17 protein-coding genes and 1 tRNA gene are annotated in these 21,539 nt (G+C 71.1%); 16 read left to right on the forward strand and 2 right to left on the reverse strand.

The window, feature by feature from the left end; all coding sequences use genetic code 11:
• Positions 1-249: 249 nt before the first annotated feature.
• From P8T65_RS28625 to P8T65_RS28650, 6 genes are all read left to right on the forward strand, one after another.
• Positions 250-840, forward strand: a complete 591-nt coding sequence (locus P8T65_RS28625) for a CGNR zinc finger domain-containing protein (RefSeq protein WP_316728070.1) — start codon at positions 250-252, stop codon at positions 838-840.
• 290 nt (positions 841-1,130) lie between these two features.
• Complete coding sequence (locus P8T65_RS28630; RefSeq protein ID WP_013003188.1) at positions 1,131-1,706, forward strand: sigma-70 family RNA polymerase sigma factor; 576 nt, start codon at positions 1,131-1,133, stop codon at positions 1,704-1,706.
• A 29-nt stretch (positions 1,707-1,735) separates the two neighbouring features.
• Positions 1,736-2,524, forward strand: a complete 789-nt coding sequence (locus tag P8T65_RS28635) for a zf-HC2 domain-containing protein (RefSeq protein WP_316728071.1) — start codon at positions 1,736-1,738, stop codon at positions 2,522-2,524.
• Between the two features lie 124 nt (positions 2,525-2,648).
• A complete protein-coding gene (locus P8T65_RS28640) occupies positions 2,649-4,946 on the forward strand; it encodes a UvrD-helicase domain-containing protein (RefSeq protein ID WP_316728072.1) in 2,298 nt (765 codons plus the stop codon).
• Positions 4,947-5,303: 357 nt separating this feature from the next.
• Positions 5,304-6,716, forward strand: a complete 1,413-nt coding sequence (locus P8T65_RS28645) for an NAD-dependent malic enzyme (protein WP_316728073.1) — start codon at positions 5,304-5,306, stop codon at positions 6,714-6,716.
• 267 nt (positions 6,717-6,983) lie between these two features.
• Positions 6,984-7,265, forward strand: coding sequence for an HU family DNA-binding protein (locus P8T65_RS28650; protein ID WP_152169247.1), 282 nt, complete (start codon positions 6,984-6,986; stop codon positions 7,263-7,265).
• Between the two features lie 117 nt (positions 7,266-7,382).
• Here the strand turns inward: P8T65_RS28650 and murA are convergent, their stop codons facing one another.
• The gene (gene murA / locus P8T65_RS28655; RefSeq protein WP_316728074.1) at positions 7,383-8,729 is read right to left on the reverse strand and encodes a UDP-N-acetylglucosamine 1-carboxyvinyltransferase; all 1,347 of its coding nucleotides are present in this window, start codon (positions 8,727-8,729) and stop codon (positions 7,383-7,385) included.
• Between the two features lie 311 nt (positions 8,730-9,040).
• Between murA and P8T65_RS28660 the strand changes: the two genes are divergently transcribed.
• The 10 genes from P8T65_RS28660 (at position 9,041) to P8T65_RS28705 (ending at position 21,332) form a co-directional block, all read left to right on the forward strand.
• Positions 9,041-9,613 carry a YqgE/AlgH family protein gene (locus P8T65_RS28660; RefSeq protein ID WP_184893447.1) on the forward strand — a complete coding sequence of 191 codons (573 nt, stop codon included), beginning with the start codon at positions 9,041-9,043 and terminating at the stop codon, positions 9,611-9,613.
• Between the two features lie 29 nt (positions 9,614-9,642).
• The gene (locus P8T65_RS28665) at positions 9,643-9,924 is read left to right on the forward strand and encodes a DUF3039 domain-containing protein (RefSeq protein WP_005486786.1); all 282 of its coding nucleotides are present in this window, start codon (positions 9,643-9,645) and stop codon (positions 9,922-9,924) included.
• 259 nt (positions 9,925-10,183) lie between these two features.
• Positions 10,184-11,485: an extracellular solute-binding protein gene (locus tag P8T65_RS28670; protein WP_316728075.1), complete on the forward strand. Its 1,302-nt coding sequence runs from the start codon at positions 10,184-10,186 to the stop codon at positions 11,483-11,485.
• Entirely contained in the window at positions 11,463-12,473 is a 1,011-nt protein-coding gene (locus P8T65_RS28675; protein WP_316728076.1) for a sugar ABC transporter permease, read from the forward strand. Before P8T65_RS28670 ends, P8T65_RS28675 begins: the two co-directional genes overlap by 23 nt.
• Positions 12,470-13,312 (forward strand): carbohydrate ABC transporter permease, encoded by an 843-nt coding sequence (locus P8T65_RS28680; protein ID WP_316728077.1) that lies wholly within the window; start codon positions 12,470-12,472, stop codon positions 13,310-13,312. Before P8T65_RS28675 ends, P8T65_RS28680 begins: the two co-directional genes overlap by 4 nt.
• Positions 13,313-13,316: 4 nt before the next feature.
• Positions 13,317-15,119: a beta-N-acetylhexosaminidase gene (locus P8T65_RS28685; RefSeq protein WP_316728078.1), complete on the forward strand. Its 1,803-nt coding sequence runs from the start codon at positions 13,317-13,319 to the stop codon at positions 15,117-15,119.
• A gap of 288 nt (positions 15,120-15,407) precedes the next feature.
• Positions 15,408-16,301, forward strand: coding sequence for an FAD binding domain-containing protein (locus P8T65_RS28690; protein ID WP_316728079.1), 894 nt, complete (start codon positions 15,408-15,410; stop codon positions 16,299-16,301).
• A complete protein-coding gene (locus P8T65_RS28695; RefSeq protein ID WP_316728080.1) occupies positions 16,298-18,229 on the forward strand; it encodes a 2Fe-2S iron-sulfur cluster-binding protein in 1,932 nt (643 codons plus the stop codon). Before P8T65_RS28690 ends, P8T65_RS28695 begins: the two co-directional genes overlap by 4 nt.
• Positions 18,226-20,541: a molybdopterin cofactor-binding domain-containing protein gene (locus P8T65_RS28700; protein ID WP_316728081.1), complete on the forward strand. Its 2,316-nt coding sequence runs from the start codon at positions 18,226-18,228 to the stop codon at positions 20,539-20,541. The genes P8T65_RS28695 and P8T65_RS28700 overlap by 4 nt, the downstream gene beginning before the upstream one ends.
• 194 nt (positions 20,542-20,735) lie before the next feature.
• Positions 20,736-21,332, forward strand: a complete 597-nt coding sequence (locus tag P8T65_RS28705; protein WP_316728082.1) for an SUKH-4 family immunity protein — start codon at positions 20,736-20,738, stop codon at positions 21,330-21,332.
• Positions 21,333-21,416: 84 nt separating this feature from the next.
• Here the strand turns inward: P8T65_RS28705 and P8T65_RS28710 are convergent.
• Positions 21,417-21,488: transfer RNA gene (locus P8T65_RS28710), tRNA-Cys, on the reverse strand.
• Positions 21,489-21,539: the final 51 nt, after the last annotated feature.

The following is a 21,539-nucleotide window of genomic DNA, read 5'->3' on the forward strand; positions in this document are numbered from 1 at the left end:
TTCTCGCGCAGTTCCCCGCACCCCTGCTTTTCAGGGGTGCGGGGAACTGCGCGACCAGCCCCCACCGGGCGGACGTCTGGGGGGCGAAGGGTCGCAGCCCCTGGGATGGGACGGGTAGGGGCGGCGGGGGCGGAGGAACCGGCCAAGAACCGGAGGCTTCCCCCGCCACGTGAGCCCAGGCACTGTAAGGGGTACGTACCCCTCAAACGCACCCCTGCCGGCCGACAACCCCAGGGCGGTGACAGGCACATGGCACACCCCCAACCACCTCGCTTCGACTGCGGCCACCTCTGCCTGGACTTCCTCACCACCACCCACCCCGAGGAACAACTCGACACCCTCACCGGCCTGCGCACCTGGGCCACCGCCGCCCACCTGGTCCCCGAGGCCACCCCCCTCGACCACATCACCCCCCACTGGCTGGTCGGCTTCAGAGAACTCCGCGGCCACATCGACCAGTTGGTGCGCCCCACCCCCGACCGCGCCTTGGACCCCCGCGCCGTCGACATCTCCCTGGCCAGGGTCAACGACCTGGCCCGCGCGGCGACTCCGGCCCTCCGTGCCGTCCGCGCCCCCGACGGCACCCTCACCCGCGCGCTGGACCGCGTCCCCGAGTGCGCCGCCCTGCTCGCCGTGCTGGCCCGCGACACCGTGGAGCTGCTCACGGACCCGGTCGCCTGCGCGAGCCTGCGCCAGTGCGCCGGCGACAACTGCCCCGTGGTGTACGTCGACACCTCCCGCGGCCGGCGCCGCCGCTGGTGCTCCAGCGAGATCTGCGGCAACCGCGAACGCGTGGCCCGGCACCGCCGCCGAGCCGATCTGGCCCGCGCCCGCGCGTAGTTGGGACCAAAATGCCCATCCGCCTTACCCCGCCCGATGGTTGGGCATACCCCGGGTAGCCGTAAAGAAGCAGCAGTGCTGTTTTTCACATCGCCATGCGGGTGTCTTCACAATTCCCGCCCCTGCGTGCCGGTTTAAGCACGGATATGGCAATACTTGTCCCCCGCCTGCCTCATCCTTCCCACGTTTAATCGAGAAAGTTGTGGCTCAACTCTGAACACACAACTGGTTACCTACGTATCCCGATGTGAGCGACCGACTGGGGGAACCCCCGGACACCGGAGGTAGCCGTGCGCAAGGATTCCGCTGTGGCCGATGAACGCCCGCACAGGGCACGACATCGCGCATCACAGCCCTCAGAGCCAGACGAGGAGCTGATGCGCGCGCTGTACCGCGAGCACGCTGGACCCTTGCTCGCGTACGTGCTGCGTCTGGTCGCGGGCGACCGCCAGCGTGCCGAGGACGTTGTGCAGGAAACTCTCATCAGGGCCTGGAAGAACGCCGGTCAGCTCAATCGAGCGACCGGATCGGTACGCCCCTGGCTGGTGACGGTCGCACGCCGCATCGTCATCGACGGCCACCGCAGCCGGCAGGCCCGGCCGCAAGAGGTCGACCCGTCGCCGCTGGAGGTCATCCCCGCGGAGGACGAGATCGACAAGGCGTTGTGGCTGATGACACTGTCGGACGCGCTGGACGACCTGACCCCTGCCCACAGGGAGGTCCTGGTCGAGACCTATTTCAAAGGGCGTACGGTCAATGAGGCGGCCGAGACGCTTGGCATCCCCAGTGGCACCGTCCGCTCCCGGGTGTTCTACGCCCTGCGGTCGATGAAGCTGGCTCTAGAGGAGCGCGGGGTGACGGCATGAGCAACATCTACGGGGGGTATGGACCGGGAATGCCCGGATCTGTGCAAGGAGCCCAAGGTTCCGGCGACAACATCCACGAGACCGTCGGCGCGTACGCCCTCGGGATACTGGACGACGCCGAGGCCACACAGTTCGAGATGCACCTCGCCACGTGCGAGTGGTGCGGACAACAGCTCGACGAGCTGGCCGGCATGGAGCCGATGCTGGCCGCGCTCGCGGACCTGCCCGCGGCCCAGGGAACGCCCGCGATCGGCGAGTCCCTGTCCGTGAAACCGACCACCGGTCTCGCGGACCGGCTCGTCGGCGAGGTGGTCCAGCACCGGGCGAAGAAGAGCCGACGGAACTTCTTCATGCTGGCGGCCGGCGTGGCCCTGATCGTCGGCGGCCCGACGGCGGTGTTCGCGACGACGGGCGGCGGGGACGACGGGGCGAAGGACGCCGAAACGCTCAGTACGGCGCAGCAGTCCTTCACACACATGGGGGCGAACGAGAAGGTCTCGTCCACCGACGCCTCCACCCAGGTCACCGCCACGGTCGGCATGGAGACCAAGGCCTGGGGCACGCACGCGGTGCTGGAGCTGAAGAACGTCAAGGGTCCGGAGAAGTGCTCGCTCATCGCCGTCGGCAAGAACGGCGAGCGTGAGACGGTCACCTCCTGGTCCGTCCCGAAGTGGGGCTACGGCATCAAGAACGCCACGACCGAGCAGGCCAAGAACCCGCTCTACGTCCACGGCGGCGCGGCCTTCACCCCCGACGAGATCGACCATTTCGAGATCCTGACCTTCAGCGGCAAGAAGCTCGTCTCGGTCAAGGCGTAACGCGTCCAGGCGAAACGGACACGCTCGCGGCGAACAGCGGACGGACCTCGGTCGGGCACATAGCCTGTCGGGGTCCTTTTCGCGTACGGTGGACGGCTGCCCAGCACGTCAGAAGGGGGCCCGGGTGGCCGCTCAGGTTCAGCAGGAAACGCTCGACTCCGCTCACGACTCGGTGCGTGAGAAGGAGATCGGCGTCGAACAGGAACATCTGGACCGGGTCTACCGGCGCCTTGAGGAGAAGATCCACGAGGCCGAGTTCCTGATGAACGACGCGGCCAAGCGCGGTCAGGTCGGCACCCCCGGCGCGCTCGCCGAGCGGGACGCCCAGGTCTTCCGGGCGGGCGTCCACCTGAACCGTCTGAACAACGAGTTCGAGGACTTCCTCTTCGGCCGGATCGACCTGCTGCAGGGCAAGGACGGCAAGAAGGGCCCGGACGGCGCGTACACCGCCGTCGAACCCGCCGAGGGCGCGGTGCGCCCCGACAACACCGCAGACATCGCCGAGACCCTGCACATCGGCCGGATCGGCGTCCTGGACTCGGAGTACGCCCCGCTGGTCATCGACTGGCGGGCCCCGGCGGCCGCCCCCTTCTACCGTTCGACGCCGGTCGACCCCGGCCGCGTCGTCCGCCGCCGGGTCATCCGCTCCAAGGGCCGCAAGGTGCTCGGCGTCGAGGACGACCTGATGCGCCCCGAGCTGACGGCCCACCTCGACGGCGGCGAACTGCCCGTCATCGGCGACGGAGCCCTCATGGCCGCCCTCGGCCAGGCCCGCAGCCACACCATGCGTGACATCGTCGCCTCCATCCAGGCCGAACAGGACCTGGTGATCCGCGCCCCCGCCGCCTCCGTGACCTACGTCGAGGGCGGCCCCGGCACCGGCAAGACGGCCGTCGCCCTGCACCGCGCCGCCTACCTCCTCTACCAGGACCGGCGCCGTTACGCGGGCGGCATTCTGATCGTCTCCCCGACCCCGCTGCTCGTCGCCTACACCGAGGGTGTCCTGCCCTCCCTCGGCGAGGAGGGCCAGGTCGCCATCCGCGCCATCGGCTCACTCGTCGACGGCGCCGAGGCCACGCTGTACGACTCCCCGTCCGTGGCCCGCGCCAAGGGCTCGTACCGCATGCTCAAGGTGCTGCGGAAGGCCGCCCGGGGCGCCCTGGAGTCGAGCGACGCGCCCACCCGCCTCCGGGTCGTCGCCTTCGGCCGCCGCCTGGAGCTGGAGGCCCCCGACCTGGACCGCGTCCGCCGCACCGCGCTCAGCGGCACGGCCCCGGTCAACCTGCTGCGCCCCCGCGCGCGCAAGCTGCTGCTGGACGCCCTGTGGGACCGCTCGGGCGCGGCGGGCCGCCACAGCGACCCCGAGCTGGCCGCCGAACTGCGCTCCTCCTTCGACGAGGACATCACGACCGAGGACGAGTTCATCGCCTTCCTCGACGCCTGGTGGCCCGAGCTGACCCCGCGTGGGGTGCTCACCGCCATGGCCGACGAGCGCCGCCTCGGCCGCTGGGCGCGCCGCATCCTCAACCCGGGTGAGGTCCGCCGCGTCGCCCGCTCCCTGAAACGGGACGGGCTGTCCGTCCACGACGTCGCCGTGCTCGACGAACTCCAGGCGATCCTCGGCCTCCCCGCCCGCCCCAGGAAGAGGCGCGACCTCGACCCGCTGGACCAGCTCACGGGCCTGGAGGAGCTGATGCCCGTACGCGAGGAGACACAGCGGGAGCGGGCCGAGCGGCTGGCGCAGGAGCGGACCGAGTACGCGCACGTCATCGTCGACGAGGCGCAGGACCTGACGCCGATGCAGTGGCGGATGGTGGGCCGCCGCGGCCGCCACGCCACCTGGACGGTCGTGGGCGACCCCGCCCAGTCGTCCTGGTCCGACCCGGACGAGGCGGCCGAGGCCCGCGACGAGGCCCTGGGCACCCGCCCGCGCCGCCGCTTCACCCTCACCGTCAACTACCGCAACCCGGCCGAGATCGCCGAGCTGGCGGCGAAGGTGCTGGCCCTGGCCATGCCGGGGTCCGAGTCCCCGTCGGCGGTCCGCTCCACCGGAGTGCGGCCCCGCTTCGTCACGGCCGCCCGCGACACCCTGGCCCGCGCGGTCCGCGCGGAGGCCGCCCGCCTGCTGGACCTCGTGGACGGCACGGTGGGCGTCGTGGTCGCCATGAACCGCAGGGACGAGGCCGCCCGCTGGCTGGCCGGCCTCGGCGACCGGGTGGTGGCCCTCGGCAGCCTGGAGGCGAAGGGCCTGGAGTACGACGCCACGGTGGTCGTCTCTCCGGCGGAGATCGCGGACGAGTCCCCTGCGGGGCTGCGTGTGTTGTACGTCGCACTCACCCGGGCGACACAGCAGCTGACGGTCGTCTCGGCGGAACGGGACGACCCGGACGCGATGGGGGTCCCGGACCTGTTGCGCGACTGAGTGGGTAGTCGGTCGTCCGCGGGCAGCCACACACCACCCGCACCCGCCGACGCACCATCAACTCCCCGAACTCCGAGGCGCCTGTTAGCCTTGACGACGGCACCGGCTCGATCCAAGCCCCCGGGCCCAACCTTCGTCGCTACGAGCGACCACTTGCCGCGAGGCGAGCATGGCGGGTCGGTGCCACTGACCGTACGAAGAGGTCCACGTCGAATGTGACGTGGACCTCTTCTCGTTGAGAACAAAACGTTCTCAACCCCGGACGGCTAACGCCTACTCGACGGTAGGTGCGACGATCGGACGGCAAAACGCAGCAAACGCAGTAGCAGAAGTACGCGAAAGCAGAGGAAGTCGGCCATGGCAACGGCGCCCAGCGTCTCCTACTCGATGACGGTCCGGCTGGAGGTGCCCGCGAGCGGAACCGCGGTCTCCCAGCTCACCGGAGCCGTCGAGTCCCACGGAGGCTCGGTGACCGGCCTCGACGTGACCGCGTCCGGCCATGAGAAGCTCCGCATCGACGTCACCATCGCCGCCACCTCCACGGCGCACGCCGACGAGATCGTCGAGCAGCTGCGCCACATCGAGGGCGTGACGCTCGGCAAGGTCTCCGACCGTACGTTCCTGATGCACCTCGGCGGCAAGATCGAGATGGCGTCCAAGCACCCCATCCGCAACCGTGACGACCTCTCGATGATCTACACCCCGGGCGTGGCCCGCGTCTGCATGGCGATCGCCGAGAACCCCGAGGACGCCCGCCGCCTCACCATCAAGCGCAACTCCGTTGCGGTCGTGACGGACGGCTCCGCCGTGCTGGGCCTCGGCAACATCGGCCCCAAGGCCGCGCTGCCCGTCATGGAGGGCAAGGCGGCCCTCTTCAAGCGGTTCGCCGGCATCGACGCCTGGCCGCTGTGCCTGGACACCCAGGACACCGACGCGATCGTCGAGATCGTCAAGGCGATCGCCCCCGGCTTCGCGGGCATCAACCTGGAGGACATCTCCGCGCCCCGCTGCTTCGAGATCGAGGCCCGCCTGCGCGAGGCCCTCGACATCCCCGTCTTCCACGACGACCAGCACGGCACCGCGATCGTCGTCCTCGCCGCCCTCACCAACGCGCTTCGCGTGGCGGGCAAGGCGATCGGGGACATCCGCGTGGTCATGTCGGGCGCCGGTGCGGCCGGTACGGCCATCCTCAAGCTGCTGATCGCCGCCGGTGTGAAGAACGCCGTCGTGGCCGACATCCACGGTGTCGTGCACTGCGACCGCGCCGACCTGGTCGACGCCGCCACCGACTCGCCGCTGCGCTGGATCGCCGACAACACCAACCCCGAGGGCCTCACGGGCACCCTCAAGGAGGCCGTGCGCGGCGCCGACGTGTTCATCGGCGTCTCGGCCCCGAACGTCCTCGACGGCGACGACGTGGCCGCCATGGCCGACGACGCCATTGTGTTCGCGCTCGCGAACCCCGACCCCGAGGTCGACCCCGCGGTCGCCCGGCAGACGGCGGCCGTCGTGGCCACCGGCCGCTCCGACTTCCCGAACCAGATCAACAACGTGCTGGTCTTCCCGGGTGTCTTCCGCGGTCTCCTCGACGCCCAGTCCCGGACCGTCAACACGGAGATGATGCTCGCCGCGGCCACCGCGCTCGCGAACGTCGTCACCGAGGACGAGCTGAACCCGAACTACATCATCCCGAGCGTCTTCAACGACAAGGTCGCGGGCGCGGTCGCCGGGGCGGTACGCGAGGCCGCGAAGGCGGCGGCGTCGGCCTGAGGCCCGCTGTGACGGTGGCCACGGCCCGCCCCATCGGCGCGTCGCGGGGCCGGAGGGCTTGCGCCGCCCTTTAGTGTGGCGGCCAAGCTCAGGCCTGCCACGACTCCCAAGGGTGTTCATATGACTCCCAGGGGTGTTCGTGTGACTCCCAGGGGTGCTGGATTGGCTTTCCCGCCGCAGGTGAGTGCAGGATGCGTTTCTGGGCGCGAGGGTCTGACGACGGACCCGGGTCCGCCTCAACGGCAAGAAGAACACGGGAGTAACAACATGAACCGCAGTGAGCTGGTGGCCGCGCTGGCCGACCGCGCCGAGGTGACCCGCAAGGACGCCGACGCCGTGCTGGCCGCGTTCGCTGAGACTGTCGGCGACATCGTCTCCAAGGGCGACGAGAAGGTCACCATCCCCGGCTTCCTGACCTTCGAGCGCACCCACCGTGCCGCTCGCACCGCTCGCAACCCGCAGACCGGCGACCCGATCCAGATCCCCGCCGGCTACAGCGTGAAGGTCTCCGCGGGCAGCAAGCTCAAGGAAGCGGCCAAGGGCAAGTAACCTTGCCATCTGTCTCTCACGGGACGATGGGGCGCACGTAGGACGCCTGATGGGGGCGGCACCTGGTCTTCCGGGTGCCGCCCCCATCGTCGTAGGGATATCTCCAGGGGCGCGGTTCTAGCCCAGCGCCTTGCCCGGCAGTTCCACCTTCGCGCCGAGCTCCATGAGCTTCTCCATGAAGTTCTCGTAGCCGCGGTTGATCAGCTCGATGCCGTGGACCCGGGAGGTGCCCTGGGCCGCGAGGGCGGCGATGAGGTACGAGAAGCCGCCGCGCAGGTCGGGGATGACCAGGTCGGCACCCTGCAGCCGGGTGGGGCCGGAGACGACCGCCGAGTGCAGGAAGTTGCGCTGGCCGAAGCGGCAGTCGGAGCCGCCGAGGCACTCGCGGTAGAGCTGGATGTGCGCGCCCATCTGGTTCAGCGCGGAGGTGAAGCCGAGGCGGGACTCGTAGACCGTCTCGTGGATGATCGACAGACCCGTGGCCTGCGTCAGGGCAACCACCAGCGGCTGCTGCCAGTCGGTCTGGAAGCCCGGGTGGACGTCCGTCTCCAGCGCGATCGACTTCAGCTGGCCGCCCGGGTGCCAGAAGCGGATGCCCTCGTCGTCGATCTCGAAGGCACCGCCCACCTTCCGGTAGGTGTTCAGGAACGTCATCATCGAGCGCTGCTGGGCGCCCCGGACGTAGATGTCGCCCTCGGTCGCCAGCGCGGCGGACGCCCAGGAGGCGGCCTCCAGGCGGTCCGGGAGCGCCTTGTGGTTGTAGCCGCCGAGCGAGTCCACACCGGTGATGCGGATCGTGCGGTCGGTGTCCATCGCGATGATGGCGCCCATCTTCTGCAGGACGCAGATGAGGTCCTCGATCTCCGGCTCGATGGCCGCGTTCGCGAGTTCCGTCACGCCCTCCGCGAGGACGGCCGTGAGCAGCACCTGCTCGGTCGCGCCCACCGACGGGTACGGCAGCTGGATCTTCGTACCGCGCAGCCGTCGCGGCGCCTCCAGGTACTGGCCGTCCTCCCGCTTCTCGATCTTCGCGCCGAACTGCCGCAGCACCTCGAAGTGGAAGTCGATCGGCCGGCCGCCGATGTCGCAGCCGCCGAGACCGGGGATGAAGGCGTGGCCGAGGCGGTGCAGCAGGGGGCCGCAGAAGAGGATCGGGATGCGGGACGAGCCCGCGTGGGCGTCGATGTCGGCGACGTTCGCGCTCTCCACGTTCGTCGGGTCCATCACCAGCTCGCCCGGCTCGTCGCCCGGGCGGACCGTTACGCCATGCAGCTGCAGCAGCCCGCGCACGACCCGTACGTCGCGGATGTCGGGCACGTTGCGCAGCCGGCTCGGACCGCTGCCGAGCAGCGCGGCGACCATGGCCTTGGGTACGAGGTTCTTCGCACCGCGGACACGGATCTCGCCACTGAGCGGGGTGCCGCCGTGTACAAGCAGTACGTCGTCAGAGCCGTTGACGGTCATGGATCTCGCGTTCCGTGGAGTTGGGCAGAGGTGTGTGCGGCGTGTGCGGACGGCCGACGGACCCGTTGTACGGGGGCCGGCGCGGCGCGAGCCGGAGAGCTAGCGTAATCGCCGCCCACCCCCCTTCCGTAAGCCCAAGTGCCTCTCAACCACGTCATGGATTGGCCACAACACGAACCGTTCACCACCGGCCACGGGGGGTCACCGTGACGCCCGTGCGCGGGGTGCGCGCCGGTGCGCCCTGAGCTGCGCGCACACCGCTGGCGGGATTGGCTCCCCGTACCCGGGCAGGATGCGGGATCATGTCTGGCATGACCGAGGTGTCCTCGCTCACAGGGCGGCTGCTCGTGGCCACGCCCGCCCTGGCGGACCCGAACTTCGACCGCGCTGTCGTGCTGCTCCTCGACCACGACGAGAAGGGCTCGCTCGGCGTGGTCCTCAACCGGCCCACCCCGGTGGACGTCGGCGACATCCTGGAGGGCTGGGCGGACCTCGCCGGCGAACCCGGGGTGGTCTTCCAGGGCGGCCCGGTGCAGCTGGACTCGGCGCTGGGGGTCGCGGTGATCCCCGGCGGGGGCTCCGTGGACCGGGCGCCACTCGGCTGGCGGCGCGTGCACGGGGCGATCGGCCTGGTCGATCTGGAGGCCCCGCCGGAGCTGCTGGCCTCCGCGCTCGGCTCGCTGCGCATCTTCGCCGGGTACGCGGGCTGGGGTCCCGGCCAGTTGGAGGACGAACTGGCGGAGGGCGCCTGGTACGTCGTCGAGTCGGAACCCGGCGACGTCTCCTCGCCCTGCCCGGAACGGCTCTGGCGCGAGGTCCTGCGCCGCCAGCGCAACGAGCTCGCGATGGTGGCCACGTATCCGGACGACCCTTCGCTCAACTGACGCGCGTGCGCTTCAGTACCCTGGAGCTCATGAGCACTCTTGAGCCCGAGCGCGGTACTGGTACGGGGACCCTCGTCGAGCCGACGCCGCAGACGTCGCACGGCGATGGTGACCACGAGCGCTTCGCCCACTATGTCCAGAAGGACAAGATCATGGCGAGCGCCCTCGACGGCACGCCCGTCGTGGCGTTGTGCGGCAAGGTGTGGGTCCCGGGCCGCGACCCGAAGAAGTACCCCGTGTGCCCCATGTGCAAGGAGATCTTCGAGTCCCTCGGCGCGGGCGGCGACGACCAGGGCGACGGCAAGAAGTAGCCGGGCGCGATCTGCTCGGGGGTCATCGGTTCCTCGGCGGGTGCGGGTGGTGTGTGGTTGCTCGCGCAGTTCCCACTCACCCGCACCCGCCGACGAATCCGTGCTCCCGAGCTTTGTGGCGCGCTTTTCTGGATCACAAGGTGGTTGAGACCTCTTGTGGTCATGTTCATGTACTCCATAGCCTCCGGTGTGTTGTGTAGAGCAGAACGCCCGTTGCAGAGAATGCAACGCTCCGCTCCCCCTCCGGAGGATTCGCTCGATGAAGCTCGCCGCCCGACTCGCCGCGCCCGTAGCGGCACTGGCCCTCGCCGGGCTGACCGCCTGTGCCCCCCAGACCTCCGACAACTCCTCCACCGGGGAGGACGAGAAGACCGGCACCCTGCGGGTGTGGCTCTTCCAGGAGGTGAGCAACGAGCCGAAGCAGAAGGTCGTCGACAAGGTCGTCGCCGCCTTCGAGAAGGCGCACGACGGCGCGAAGGTCAAGGTCGAGTACATCCCCGTCGAGACCCGCGCCCAGCGCATCAAGGCCGCCTTCAACGACCCCAAGAGCGCCCCCGACGTCATCGAGTACGGCAACACGGACACCGCCGGCTATGTGAAGGACGGCGGACTCGCCGACGTCACCACGGAGTTCAACGGCTGGTCCGAGGCCAAGGACTCCGATCCGACCGCCAAGACCTCCGTGACGGTCGAAGGGAAGGTCTACGGGGCGCCCTTCTTCGTGGGCGTGCGCGCCCTCTACTACCGCACCGACGTCTTCGACGAGCTCGGCCTCGAACCCCCGAAGACCCTGGACGAGCTGGCCACCACCGCCAAGCAGATCCGCGCCGCCAAGCCGGACCTGTACGGCCTCGTCGTCGGCGGCGCCTACACCTACGGGGCCATGCCCTTCGTCTGGGCCAACGGCGGGGAGATAGCCGAGGGCAAGGGCGGCTCGTACGCCTCGACCATCGACAGCGTGGCCGCCCGGAAGGGCATCGAGGCGTACACCTCGCTCTTCGGTGACGACAACTGCCCCGCCGCCAAGTGCGCGAGCATGGGCGGCAACGACACGGTCACCGCGTTCGCCGCCGGCAAGGCGGGCATGGCGATCGCCGGTGACTTCAGCCACGCGGCCGTGGAGGCCGGCAAGGTCAAGGGCAAGTACGCGGTCGTACCGCTGCCGGGGGTGAAGTCCGGCTCGGTGGCCCCGGCGTTCGCGGGCGGCAACAACGTCGGCGTCCTGAAGAGCACCACGCACCGCACGCTCGCCGTCGACCTGATGAAGCGACTGGCGTCCAAGGAGACCCAGGGCGAACTCTTCGACGCGATGGGCTTCCTGCCCACCTACACGGACGTGCGGGCGGAGGCGGCGAAGGAGGAGCCCTTCATCGAGCCGTTCGTGAAGACGCTGGCCTCCGGCACGAAGTTCGTGCCCGCCTCCCCGGCTTGGGCGCAGATCGACGCGTCGCTGGTGCTGCCGACGATGTTCCAGGAGGTCGTCAGCGGCAAGAAGGACGTGGCGGAGGCGTCGGAGGACGCGGCGAAGCAGATGAACGATGCGTTCGGCTCCGCCGGTTGAGCGGGGGGCGCCTGAGGGGGTGGGGGGTGCTGTGCGTGGGGGGCCTCGGGTTCGTCGTGGCTTGTCGCGCCTACGCGGCGGAGCCGCACATGTCACCGCCTCGCGCCCCTGTGGGGGCGCCGCAGTCACCCCCTGGCTCTATCTCGGCCCGGCGCTTGTCGTTCTCGGTGGGCTGCTTGTTTATCCCGTTTACCAGCTCGGGCTGATCTCGTTCTTCGAGTACACGCAGGCGCAGGTCAGTGGTGGTGAGCCGACGTCCTTCCGAGGGCTCGGGAACTACGCCGAGTTGTTCGGGGACGGGCAGTTCTGGCAGGTGCTGCTGGCCACCGTCGTGTTCGCGGCGGCGTGCGTGGTGTCCACGCTCGCCGTCGGGTGCGCGCTCGCCGTGCTGCTGACACGAGTACGGGCCGTGCCGCGGCTCGCGCTGATGCTGGCGGCGCTCGGTGCGTGGGCGACCCCGGCCATCACGGGGTCCACGGTGTGGCTGCTGCTGTTCGACCCGGACTTCGGGCCGGTCAACCGCGTCCTGGGCCTCGGCGACCACTCCTGGACGTACGGGCGGTACAGCGCCTTCCTCCTCGTCCTGCTCGAAGTGGTCTGGTGCTCCTTCCCGTTCGTGATGGTGACCGTCTACGCGGGCATCCGCTCCGTACCGTCGGAAGTGCTGGAGGCCGCGGCCCTGGACGGCGCCTCGCAGTGGCGGATCTGGCGGTCGGTCCTCGCGCCGATGCTCCGCCCGATCCTGGTCGTCGTCACCATTCAGTCGATCATCTGGGACTTCAAGGTCTTCACCCAGATCTATGTGATGACGGGCGGCGGCGGAATCGCGGGCCAGAACCTCGTGCTGAACGTGTACGCCTACCAGAAGGCCTTCGCGTCCTCCCGGTACAGCCTCGGTTCGGCGATCGGCGTGGTGATGCTGGTGATTCTGCTGGCGATCACCCTGGTGTATTTGCGACTGCTGCGCAGGCAAGGGGAGGAGCTGTGAATTCACCGGGTTTCGTGCGGCGGCCCTGGCGGCTCGCCGCGGAGGCGTCCGCCCTGGTCATCGCGGTCGTGGTGGCGTTCCCGCTGTACTGGATGGTGTTGAGCGCCTTCAAGCCGGCGGGTGAGATCGAGTCGTCCGAGCCCCGGCCGTGGACCCTCGCGCCGACCCTGGATTCCTTCCGGCGTGTCTTCGGGCAGCAGGAATTCGGCCGGTACTTCGCCAACAGCCTGATCGTCGCCTGCGCGGTGGTCGTCGCCTCCGCGCTCATCGCGTTTCTCGCCGCGACGGCGGTCACCCGATTCCGCTTCCGATTCCGGACCACGTTGCTGATCATGTTCCTGGTGGCCCAGATGGTTCCGGTGGAGGCGCTGACCATTCCCCTCTTCTTCCAGATGCGGGACTTCGGTCAACTCAACACCCTGGGCGCGCTGATCCTGCCGCACATCGCCTTCTCGCTGCCGTTCGCGATCTGGATGCTGAGGGGTTTCGTGAAGGCCGTACCGGAGGCCCTGGAGGAGGCCGCCTATCTCGACGGGGCGAGCCGTTCCCGGTTCCTCTGGCAGATCCTTTTCCCGCTCGTCTTCCCGGGCCTGGTCGCCACCAGCGTCTTCTCCTTCATCTCGACCTGGAACGACTTCCTGTTCGCCAAGTCGTTCATCATCAGCGACACCTCCCAGTCGACCCTGCCGATGGCGCTGCTGGTCTTCTACAAGCCGGAGGAGCCGGACTGGGGCGGTGTGATGGCCGTCTCCACGGTGATGACCGTGCCGGTGCTGATCTTCTTCGTACTCGTACAGCGGCGCCTGGTCTCCGGACTGGGCGGCGCGGTGAAGGACTGACGCGATGCACGCGGACCTGATTCCGGCGCCCCGCGCCGTCGACGCCGCTTCCGGCGGCGTACGGCTGACGGCGCGCTCCCGCCTCTACGCCGACGAGGGGACCGAAGGTGTCGGCCACTGGCTGCGCACCGCCCTGCGGGAAGCCACCGGCCTGCCGCTGCGTGAGGCGCGGGACCTCGACGACACGGACGGGGACGGCATCGGGCTCCGGCTCGACCCCCGACTCGGCCCCGAGGAGTACCGCCTCGTCAGCGACGCCTCCGGGGTCCTCGTCGAGGGCGGTGGCGCGGCCGGTGTCTTCTGGGGTGTCCAGACGCTGCGTCAGCTCCTCGGCCCCGAGGCGTACCGCAGGGCGCCGGTCGACCGCGACCGCGTCTGGACCGTGCCGTACGTCACCGTCGAGGACGCCCCCCGCTTTCGCTGGCGCGGCCTCATGCTCGACGTGGCCCGGCACTTTCTGCCCAAGGACGGGGTCCTGCGCTACCTGGACCTGATGGCCGCGCACAAACTCAACGTCCTCCATCTGCACCTGACGGACGACCAGGGCTGGCGGGTGGAGATCAAGAGGTACCCCCGGCTGACCGAGGTCGGCGCCTGGCGGGCGCGTACGAAATTCGGCCACCGGGCGTCACCGCTGTGGGAGGAGAAACCGCACGGGGGCTACTACACCCAGGACGACCTCCGGGAGATCGTCGCGTACGCGGCGGAGCGGCACATCACCGTGGTCCCCGAGATCGACGTCCCGGGGCACAGCCAGGCCGCCATCGCCGCGTACCCGGAACTCGGCAACACCGATGTCGTCGACACGGCCTCCCTAGGCGTGTGGGACACCTGGGGCGTCAACAAGAACGTCCTCGCCCCCACCGATCACACCCTGCGCTTCTACGAGGGGGTGTTCGAGGAACTCCTGGAGTTGTTTCCGGCCGACGCCGTCGTGTCCTCGGGGTTTTCGGCGTTCGTGCACATCGGCGGCGACGAGTGCCCCAAGGACCAGTGGCGGGAATCCGCCGCCGCGCGGGCCCGGATGCGGGAGCTGGGGCTCGCGGACGAGGACGCGCTGCAGTCCTGGTTCGTCCGGCACTTCGACAACTGGTTGACCGCGCGTGGGCGTCGCCTGATCGGATGGGACGAGATCCTGGAGGGCGGGAGCCGAGCCGAAGGGCGCGCCCCTGTCGAAAGCGACGAGGAGGAGGGAGCGGAGCGACCGCTCGACGAGGTGGGGGCGCCCCCGGCCGGAGGCTGGGGGAGTCGACAGGGGATCAGTGCGCCCGGAGGTGAGGCGACAAGATTCAGCCTTGCGCAGGGGGCTGCCGTGTCGTCCTGGCGGGGGTACGCGGGCGGGGTCACGGCGGCCCGCATGGGCCACGACGTGGTCATGTGCCCCGAGCAGCAGGTGTATCTGGACCACCGTCAGGACGGCGGCCCCGACGAGCCGGTGCCCATCGGCTGGGTCCGCACTCTGGAGGACGTCTTCCGGTTCGAGCCGGTACCACCGGAGTTGACGGCCGACGAGGCCCGGCACGTGCTGGGCGCCCAGGCCAACGTGTGGACCGAGGTGATGGAGGACCGCGCCCGCGTGGACTACCAGACGTTCCCGCGCCTGGCGGCCTTCGCCGAGGTGGTCTGGAGCCGGCTGCCGGCCCCCGCCGAGCGTGACTTCGGCGACTTCGAGCGGCGGATGACGGCCCACTACGCGCGACTTGACGCCCTGGGGGTCGGTTATCGGCCGCCTTCGGGCCCGCGCCCGTGGCAGCGGCGACCCGGGGTGCTCGGACGTCCGATCGAGGGGGCGCCCCCGAACGTGTGAGGCGGGTGCGAAGACGTAGGACCGAAAGCGCGTGCCCTGCGACGGTGGCCGCTCGGGGAACGAGTGGGACAAGAGGTGCTTGAGTCAACGGAAGGTACCGATGTGCGCCTATGGGCGATGCCGTATCAAATCGGACCATCTCTCGAGTGAGGCGGGCGAATGCCTCCTAGCGGACCCCCGCGTTCGGGCCTCGCGAGAATGTGCCAGAGTTGCCACGTCCACCCTGTCAGCACGTACCGTACGGCAACACAGGCGGACCAGGTGGGGCAGTGGGAAGGGGTAGCCGGTTTGACCACGCACGCACCGCAGGCGGCGCAGGCCGTGACCCTGCCCGGCTCGCTGGACGAGGCCGTGGCGGCCCTCGCCGCCATGCCCTGGGCGGTTCCGGTGGCGGGCGGCACAGACCTCATGGCCGCGGTCAACTCCGGGCAGCTCAGGCCTGCGGCACTGGTCGGCCTCGGCCGGATCAGCGAGATCCGCGGCTGGCAGTACCAGGACGGGCATGCCCTCCTGGGGGCGGGACTGACGCACGCCCGGATGGGGCGCCCGGACTTCGCGGCGCTCATTCCGGCGCTCGCCGCCGCCGCGCGCGCCGCCGGACCACCGCAGATCCGCAACGCCGGGACCCTCGGCGGCAACATCGCGACGGCCGCCCCCACCGGGGACGCGCTGCCCGTGCTCGCCGCCCTGGAGGCCACGCTGATCATCGCGGGCCCGGGCGGGGCCCGCCGCGAGATGCCCGTTTCGCACCTGCTGGCAGGCATGGAAATGTTGCGACCCGGTGAACTCATCGGCTTCGTGCGCGTGCCGCTGCTGCACGCCCCCCAGGTCTTCCTGAAGGCCACGGGGCGCACCGGCCCCGGCCGCGCGGTCGCCTCCGTCGCCCTCGTCCTCGACCCCGCCCGGCGCGGGGTGCGGTGCGCCGTCGGAGCCATAGCGCCGATGCCGCTGCGCCCGCTGGACGCCGAGGCGTGGGTCGGCCAACTGATCGACTGGGACGGCGAGCGCGCCCTGGTGCCCGAGGCGCTCCAGGCCTTCGGCGAGTACGTGGCCGCCGCCTGCATCCCGGACCCGGCCCCCGAGGTGGACGGCTCCGTGGCACCGCTTCCGCCCGCCGTACTGCACCTGCGGCGCACCGTCGCCGCGCTGGCCCGACGAGCACTGGGGAGGGCGCTGTCGTGACCGACGACCAGCACGGGGAGGGCACCCCGCAGCAGGGGGGCCAGGGCGGCTGGGAGCGGCTGCCGCAGGGCGACTACGACGACGGCGCCACCACCTTCGTCCAGCTCCCCGAGGGGGGCATCGACGCGCTGCTCGCCGCCGACAGCCCGCTGGCCGCGCCAGGCCACGGCTACGTGCCGCCGCAGATAGCGACGAACTCCATCCACGCGGCCAACCCGGTCCCGGTGCACCCGGGGCAGGTCGGTGACACGGCCCACACCGCCGGTACCGACCCGTCCGTCCCAGGCACCTGGACGATGCCGGCCGGGGGCGCCGAGTGGCACGACCCGAACGCCGGGCGGCCCTCGCCGCCGACACAGCACGGGTTCACGTACGACCCCGGCTCGACCGGGCAGTGGACGTTCGATGAGCCGGCCGCCCCGGAAGGCGCCGCTCCCGGTCACGATGTGACCGGTGAGTGGTCGATTCCGGTCGCCGGTGGTGATCTTCCGGACGAATCCGGTGAGTTCAGCACCTCGGCCCTGGTCGAGCAGTGGGGCGGCACCCCGCCCGCCACGCTCCCCGGCGGAGCCGCCGCGCCCTGGGCGACGGAGGAGATCGGCACGGCGTGGACCGCGCCGCCGCCCCCCGCACGGACCGAGGAGCCCCCGGCCGATGAGCACCCTGGCGGGGAACGTCCGGCCGAGGGTCCGGCGGCGGACGGGAGCGCGCCGGGTGCGGCGCCGGACGCGTCCGGTGAGCCCTCCGCGGCTGCCGGGAGCTCCGAGGGCTCTGGGGCCGCGTACGCCGGTCAGGGGCCGGAGAGCGCCGAGGAGGCCCCGAAAGGCGCCCAGGAGCCCGCTGGGCCGACCGGCGGGGCCGACGACGCGGAGACCTCGGGCCCCGAGCGGACCGAGAAGCCGGAGACGGGCGCCGACGCGCCGGGGGCCACCGGGCCCGCCGACTCCGTCCAGTCCGTCGAGCCTTCCGGGGCCGAGGAATCCGCCCCGACCCCGCCCCCGCACGACGACCACCCCCTCGCCTCCTACGTCCTGCGCGTCAACGGCACCGAGCGGCCCGTCAGCGACGCCTGGATCGGCGAGTCGCTGCTCTACGTGCTGCGCGAGCGGCTCGGCCTGGCCGGCGCCAAGGACGGCTGCTCGCAGGGCGAGTGCGGCGCCTGCAACGTGCAGGTCGACGGCCGTCTCGTGGCCTCCTGCCTGGTGCCCGCGGTCACCTCCGCCGGCAGCGAGGTGCGCACCGTCGAGGGCCTCGCCGCCGACGGCCGGCCCTCGGACGTGCAGCGGGCCCTCGCCAAGTGCGGTGCCGTGCAGTGCGGTTTCTGCGTGCCCGGCATGGCGATGACCGTGCACGACCTCCTGGAGGGCAACCCCGCCCCCACCGACCTGGAGACCCGCCAGGCCCTCTGCGGCAACCTCTGCCGCTGCTCCGGCTACCGGGGCGTCCTCGCGGCCGTCCGTGACGTCGTCGCCGAGCGCGAGGCGCACACGGCCGCCGAGAACGAGGCCGCCGCCGACACCGACGAGGCCCGCATCCCGCACCAGGCCGGCCCCGGCGCGGGCGGCGTCAACCCGGCGGCGTACGACGCCCAGCGGACACCCCCGTCGGCCCCGCACGACGCCGACCGGTCCTACGGCGGCCAGGGGCTGTCGTTCACCGGCCCGGACGACTCGTACGGCGGTCAGGGCCAGTCGTTCGGCGGCAGCGGTGACACCTACGGCGGTCAGGGCCAGTCGTTCGGCGGTCAGGACCAGTCCTTCGGCCAGGACCAGTCGTTCGGCGGTCCCGGCGACACCTACGGCGGTCAGGGTCAGTCCTTCGCCGGGCAGGGCGACACCTATGGCGGCCAAGGGCAGTCCTTCGGCGGTCAGGACGACTCGTACGGCGGTCAGGGCCGGTCGTTCGGCCAGGACGGAGGCCAGGCGTGAGCAACGAAACCGTCATCGCGACGCCCGCGGGCCCCGGCGAGACCGCGCCCGCACCCGAGCAGTTGCCGCACGGCCTGGGCGCGTCCCTGCCGTCCGCCGACTCCCGGGCCAAGTCGGAGGGCACCTTCCCGTACGCGGCCGACCTGTGGGCCGAGGGCCTGCTGTGGGCCGCCGTGCTCCGCTCGCCGCACCCGCACGCGCGCATCGTGTCCATCGACACGACCCACGCCCGCGAGATGCCCGGCGTACGGGCCGTCGTCACCCACGAGGACGTGCCGGGCGTCGCCCTGCACGGCCGCGGCAAGGCCGACCGGCCCCTGTTCGCCTCCGAGGTCGTACGCCACCACGGCGAGCCCATCGCGGCCGTCGCCGCCGACCACCCCGACACCGCACGGATGGCCGCCGCCGCCGTCATCGTCGAGTACGAGGTCCTCGACCCGGTGATCGACCCGGAGCAGGCCTTCGAGGCCGAGCCCCTGCACCCCGACGGCAACCTCATCCGCCACATCCCGCTGCGCCACGGCGACCCGAACGCGGCCGGCGAGATCGTCGTCGAGGGGCAGTACCGCATCGGCCGCGCGGACCCGGCCCCCATCGGTGCCGAGGCCGGCCTCGCCGTGCCCCGCCCCGACGGCGGCGTCGAGCTGTACGTGGCCTCCACCGATCCGCACACCGACCGCGACGCGGCCGCCGCCTGCTACGGCCTGCCGCCCGACCGCGTCAAGATCGTCGTCACCGGGGTCCCCGGCGCCACCGCCGACCGTGAGGACCAGGGCTTCCAGCTGCCGCTCGGACTGCTCGCCCTGAAGACCGGCTGCCCGGTCAAGCTGACGGCCACCCGCGAGGAGTCCTTCCTCGGCCACGCGCACCGCCACCCCACCCTGCTGCGTTACCGCCACCACGCGGACGCCGAGGGCAAGCTCGTCAAGGTCGAGGCACAGATCCTGCTCGACGCCGGCGCGTACGCGGACACCTCCTCGGAGGCGCTGGCCGCCGCCGTCTCCTTCGCCTGCGGCCCGTACGTCGTCCCCAACGCCTTCATCGAGGGCTGGGCGGTCCGCACCAACAACCCGCCCTCCGGCCATGTGCGCGGCGAGGGCGCGATGCAGGTCTGCGCCGCGTACGAGGCGCAGATGGACAAGCTGGCGAAGAAGCTGGGCATCGACCCGGCGGACCTGCGCATGCGCAACGTGATGTCCACGGGCGACATGCTGCCGACGGGCCAGTCGGTGACCTGCCCGGCGCCGGTCGCCGAACTCCTCCAGGCCGTCCAGGAGTTCCCGCTGCCGGCCCTGCCCAAGGACACCCCCGAGGAGGAGTGGTTGCTCCCGGGAGGCCCGGAGGGCGCGGGCGAGCCGGGAGCCGTCCGGCGCGGCGTCGGGTACGGCCTCGGCATGGTCCACATGCTCGGCGCCGAGGGTGCGGACGAGGTGTCCACGGCCACCGTGAAGGTCCACGACGGCATCGCGACCGTGCTGTGCGCGGCCGTCGACACCGGCCAGGGCTTCTCCACCCTCGCCCGGCAGATCGTCCAGGAGACCCTCGGCATCGACGAGGTGCACATCGCTCAGGTCGACACCGACCAGCCGCCGGCCGGCCCGAGCTGCCGGGGCCGCCACACCTGGGTCTCGGGCGGCGCGGTGGAGCGGGCGGCGAAGATGGTCCGCACGCAACTGCTGCAACCGCTCGCCCACAAATTCGGCATGTCCACGGAGCTGCTGCAGATCACCGACGGCAAGATCACGTCGTACGACGGTGTGTTGTCCACCACGGTCGCGGAGGCGATGGACGGCAAGGAGCTCTGGGCCACCGCCCAGTGCCGCCCACACCCCACCGAACCGCTGGACGAGGCCGGACAGGGCGACGCGTTCGTGGGCCTCGCGTTCTGCGCGATCCGCGCGGTCGTCGACGTCGACATCGAACTCGGTTCCGTACGGGTCGTGGAGCTGGCCGTCGCCCAGGACGTCGGCCGCATCCTCAACCCGGACCAGCTCGCCGCGCGCATCGAGGCGGGCGTCACCCAGGGCGTGGGCATCGCGCTGACCGAGAACCTGCGCACCCCCCGGGGCCTGGTCCGCCACCCCGACCTGACCGGCTACGCCCTGCCCACCGCCCTCGACGTCCCCGACATCCAGCTCGTCAAGCTGGTGGAGGAACGCGACGTCGTCGCCCCCTTCGGCGCGAAGGCGGCCAGCGCGGTGCCGGTGGTGACCTCGCCGGCGGCCATCGCGGCGGCGGTACGGGCGGCCACGGGACGCCCCGTGAACCGGCTGCCGATCCGCCCGCAGGCGGCGGTGGTGACGGGGGCGTAGGGCCGGGGGAGGCGGCCGCGAGCCGCCTCCGGCACCGCCCTTGAGGTGCGTGTTCGCGCGTACGGCAGGTGTTGTCAGTGGGGCGGCGTAAGGTTCTTGGAAGTGGGGACGACGACCGCTCGGCGACTGTTCGGCGGTGCCGTGGTCCCCGCCGCTGGGGGACGCACGCCGAGAAGCACGTGCCGGGGGGAGCCATGAGCACAATGACGATGGGGACAATGGGCCTGACGGACCTGAACGACCTGCGCGATCCGACCCTTTCGAACGACCTGGCGGTGCTGACCGGAGGCCCGGTCACCCGCTCCGGACTGGCGCTGGACCTGCCGGCCCGGCTGCTGGACGAGGAGTTCGGCCAGAGCAGGGTGTGGCGCTTCGAGGACTTCGACTTCCCGGCCACGCTCACCCACGAGCCGACCCGCCGCTTCCTGCGGGACATGGGTCTGCCCGAGGACCACGGCTTCTTCCACCTCGACACGGACATCCCGCTGCCGACCCTCGCCGAGTACTACGCGCATGAGCGCGCCGACGCCCTCACCCCCGGCCGACTCCCTTCCAGAGCGGCCCACTTGATCCGCCTCGGTCACTTCGTCGAGGGCAACAGCGTCGTGGTGGACGGCACCACCGGCGCGGTCCTCAACTGGAGCGAACCCGAGTCGACCCTCTGCCCCCTCGACGCCGACCTCTCCACCCTCGCCTTCACCCTCTGGCTCCTCCATCGCGAGAAGCACGAGAAATCGGCAACGGGGTGCTGGGTGGACCGGCTGCGCAACGAGGCGTGCGCGGAGTTCTGACCCTGCCGGGCCGGGCCGCGAGGCCGCCGTGCCACATGGCGACGGGCCGACCGCTGGAGAAGCGGTCGGCCCGTCGCCGTAGGGAGGCCGTGGCGGGAATCGAACCCGCGTAACTCGCTTTGCAGGCGAGTCCCTAAGCCACTCGGGCACACGGCCGGGTTGGGGGCGGGGCCGGTGGGGCCCTGTCGCTCCGAACTCGATGTGTCG

The organism is Streptomyces sp. 11x1 (assembly GCF_032598905.1).
Lineage (GTDB): Bacteria > Actinomycetota > Actinomycetes > Streptomycetales > Streptomycetaceae > Streptomyces.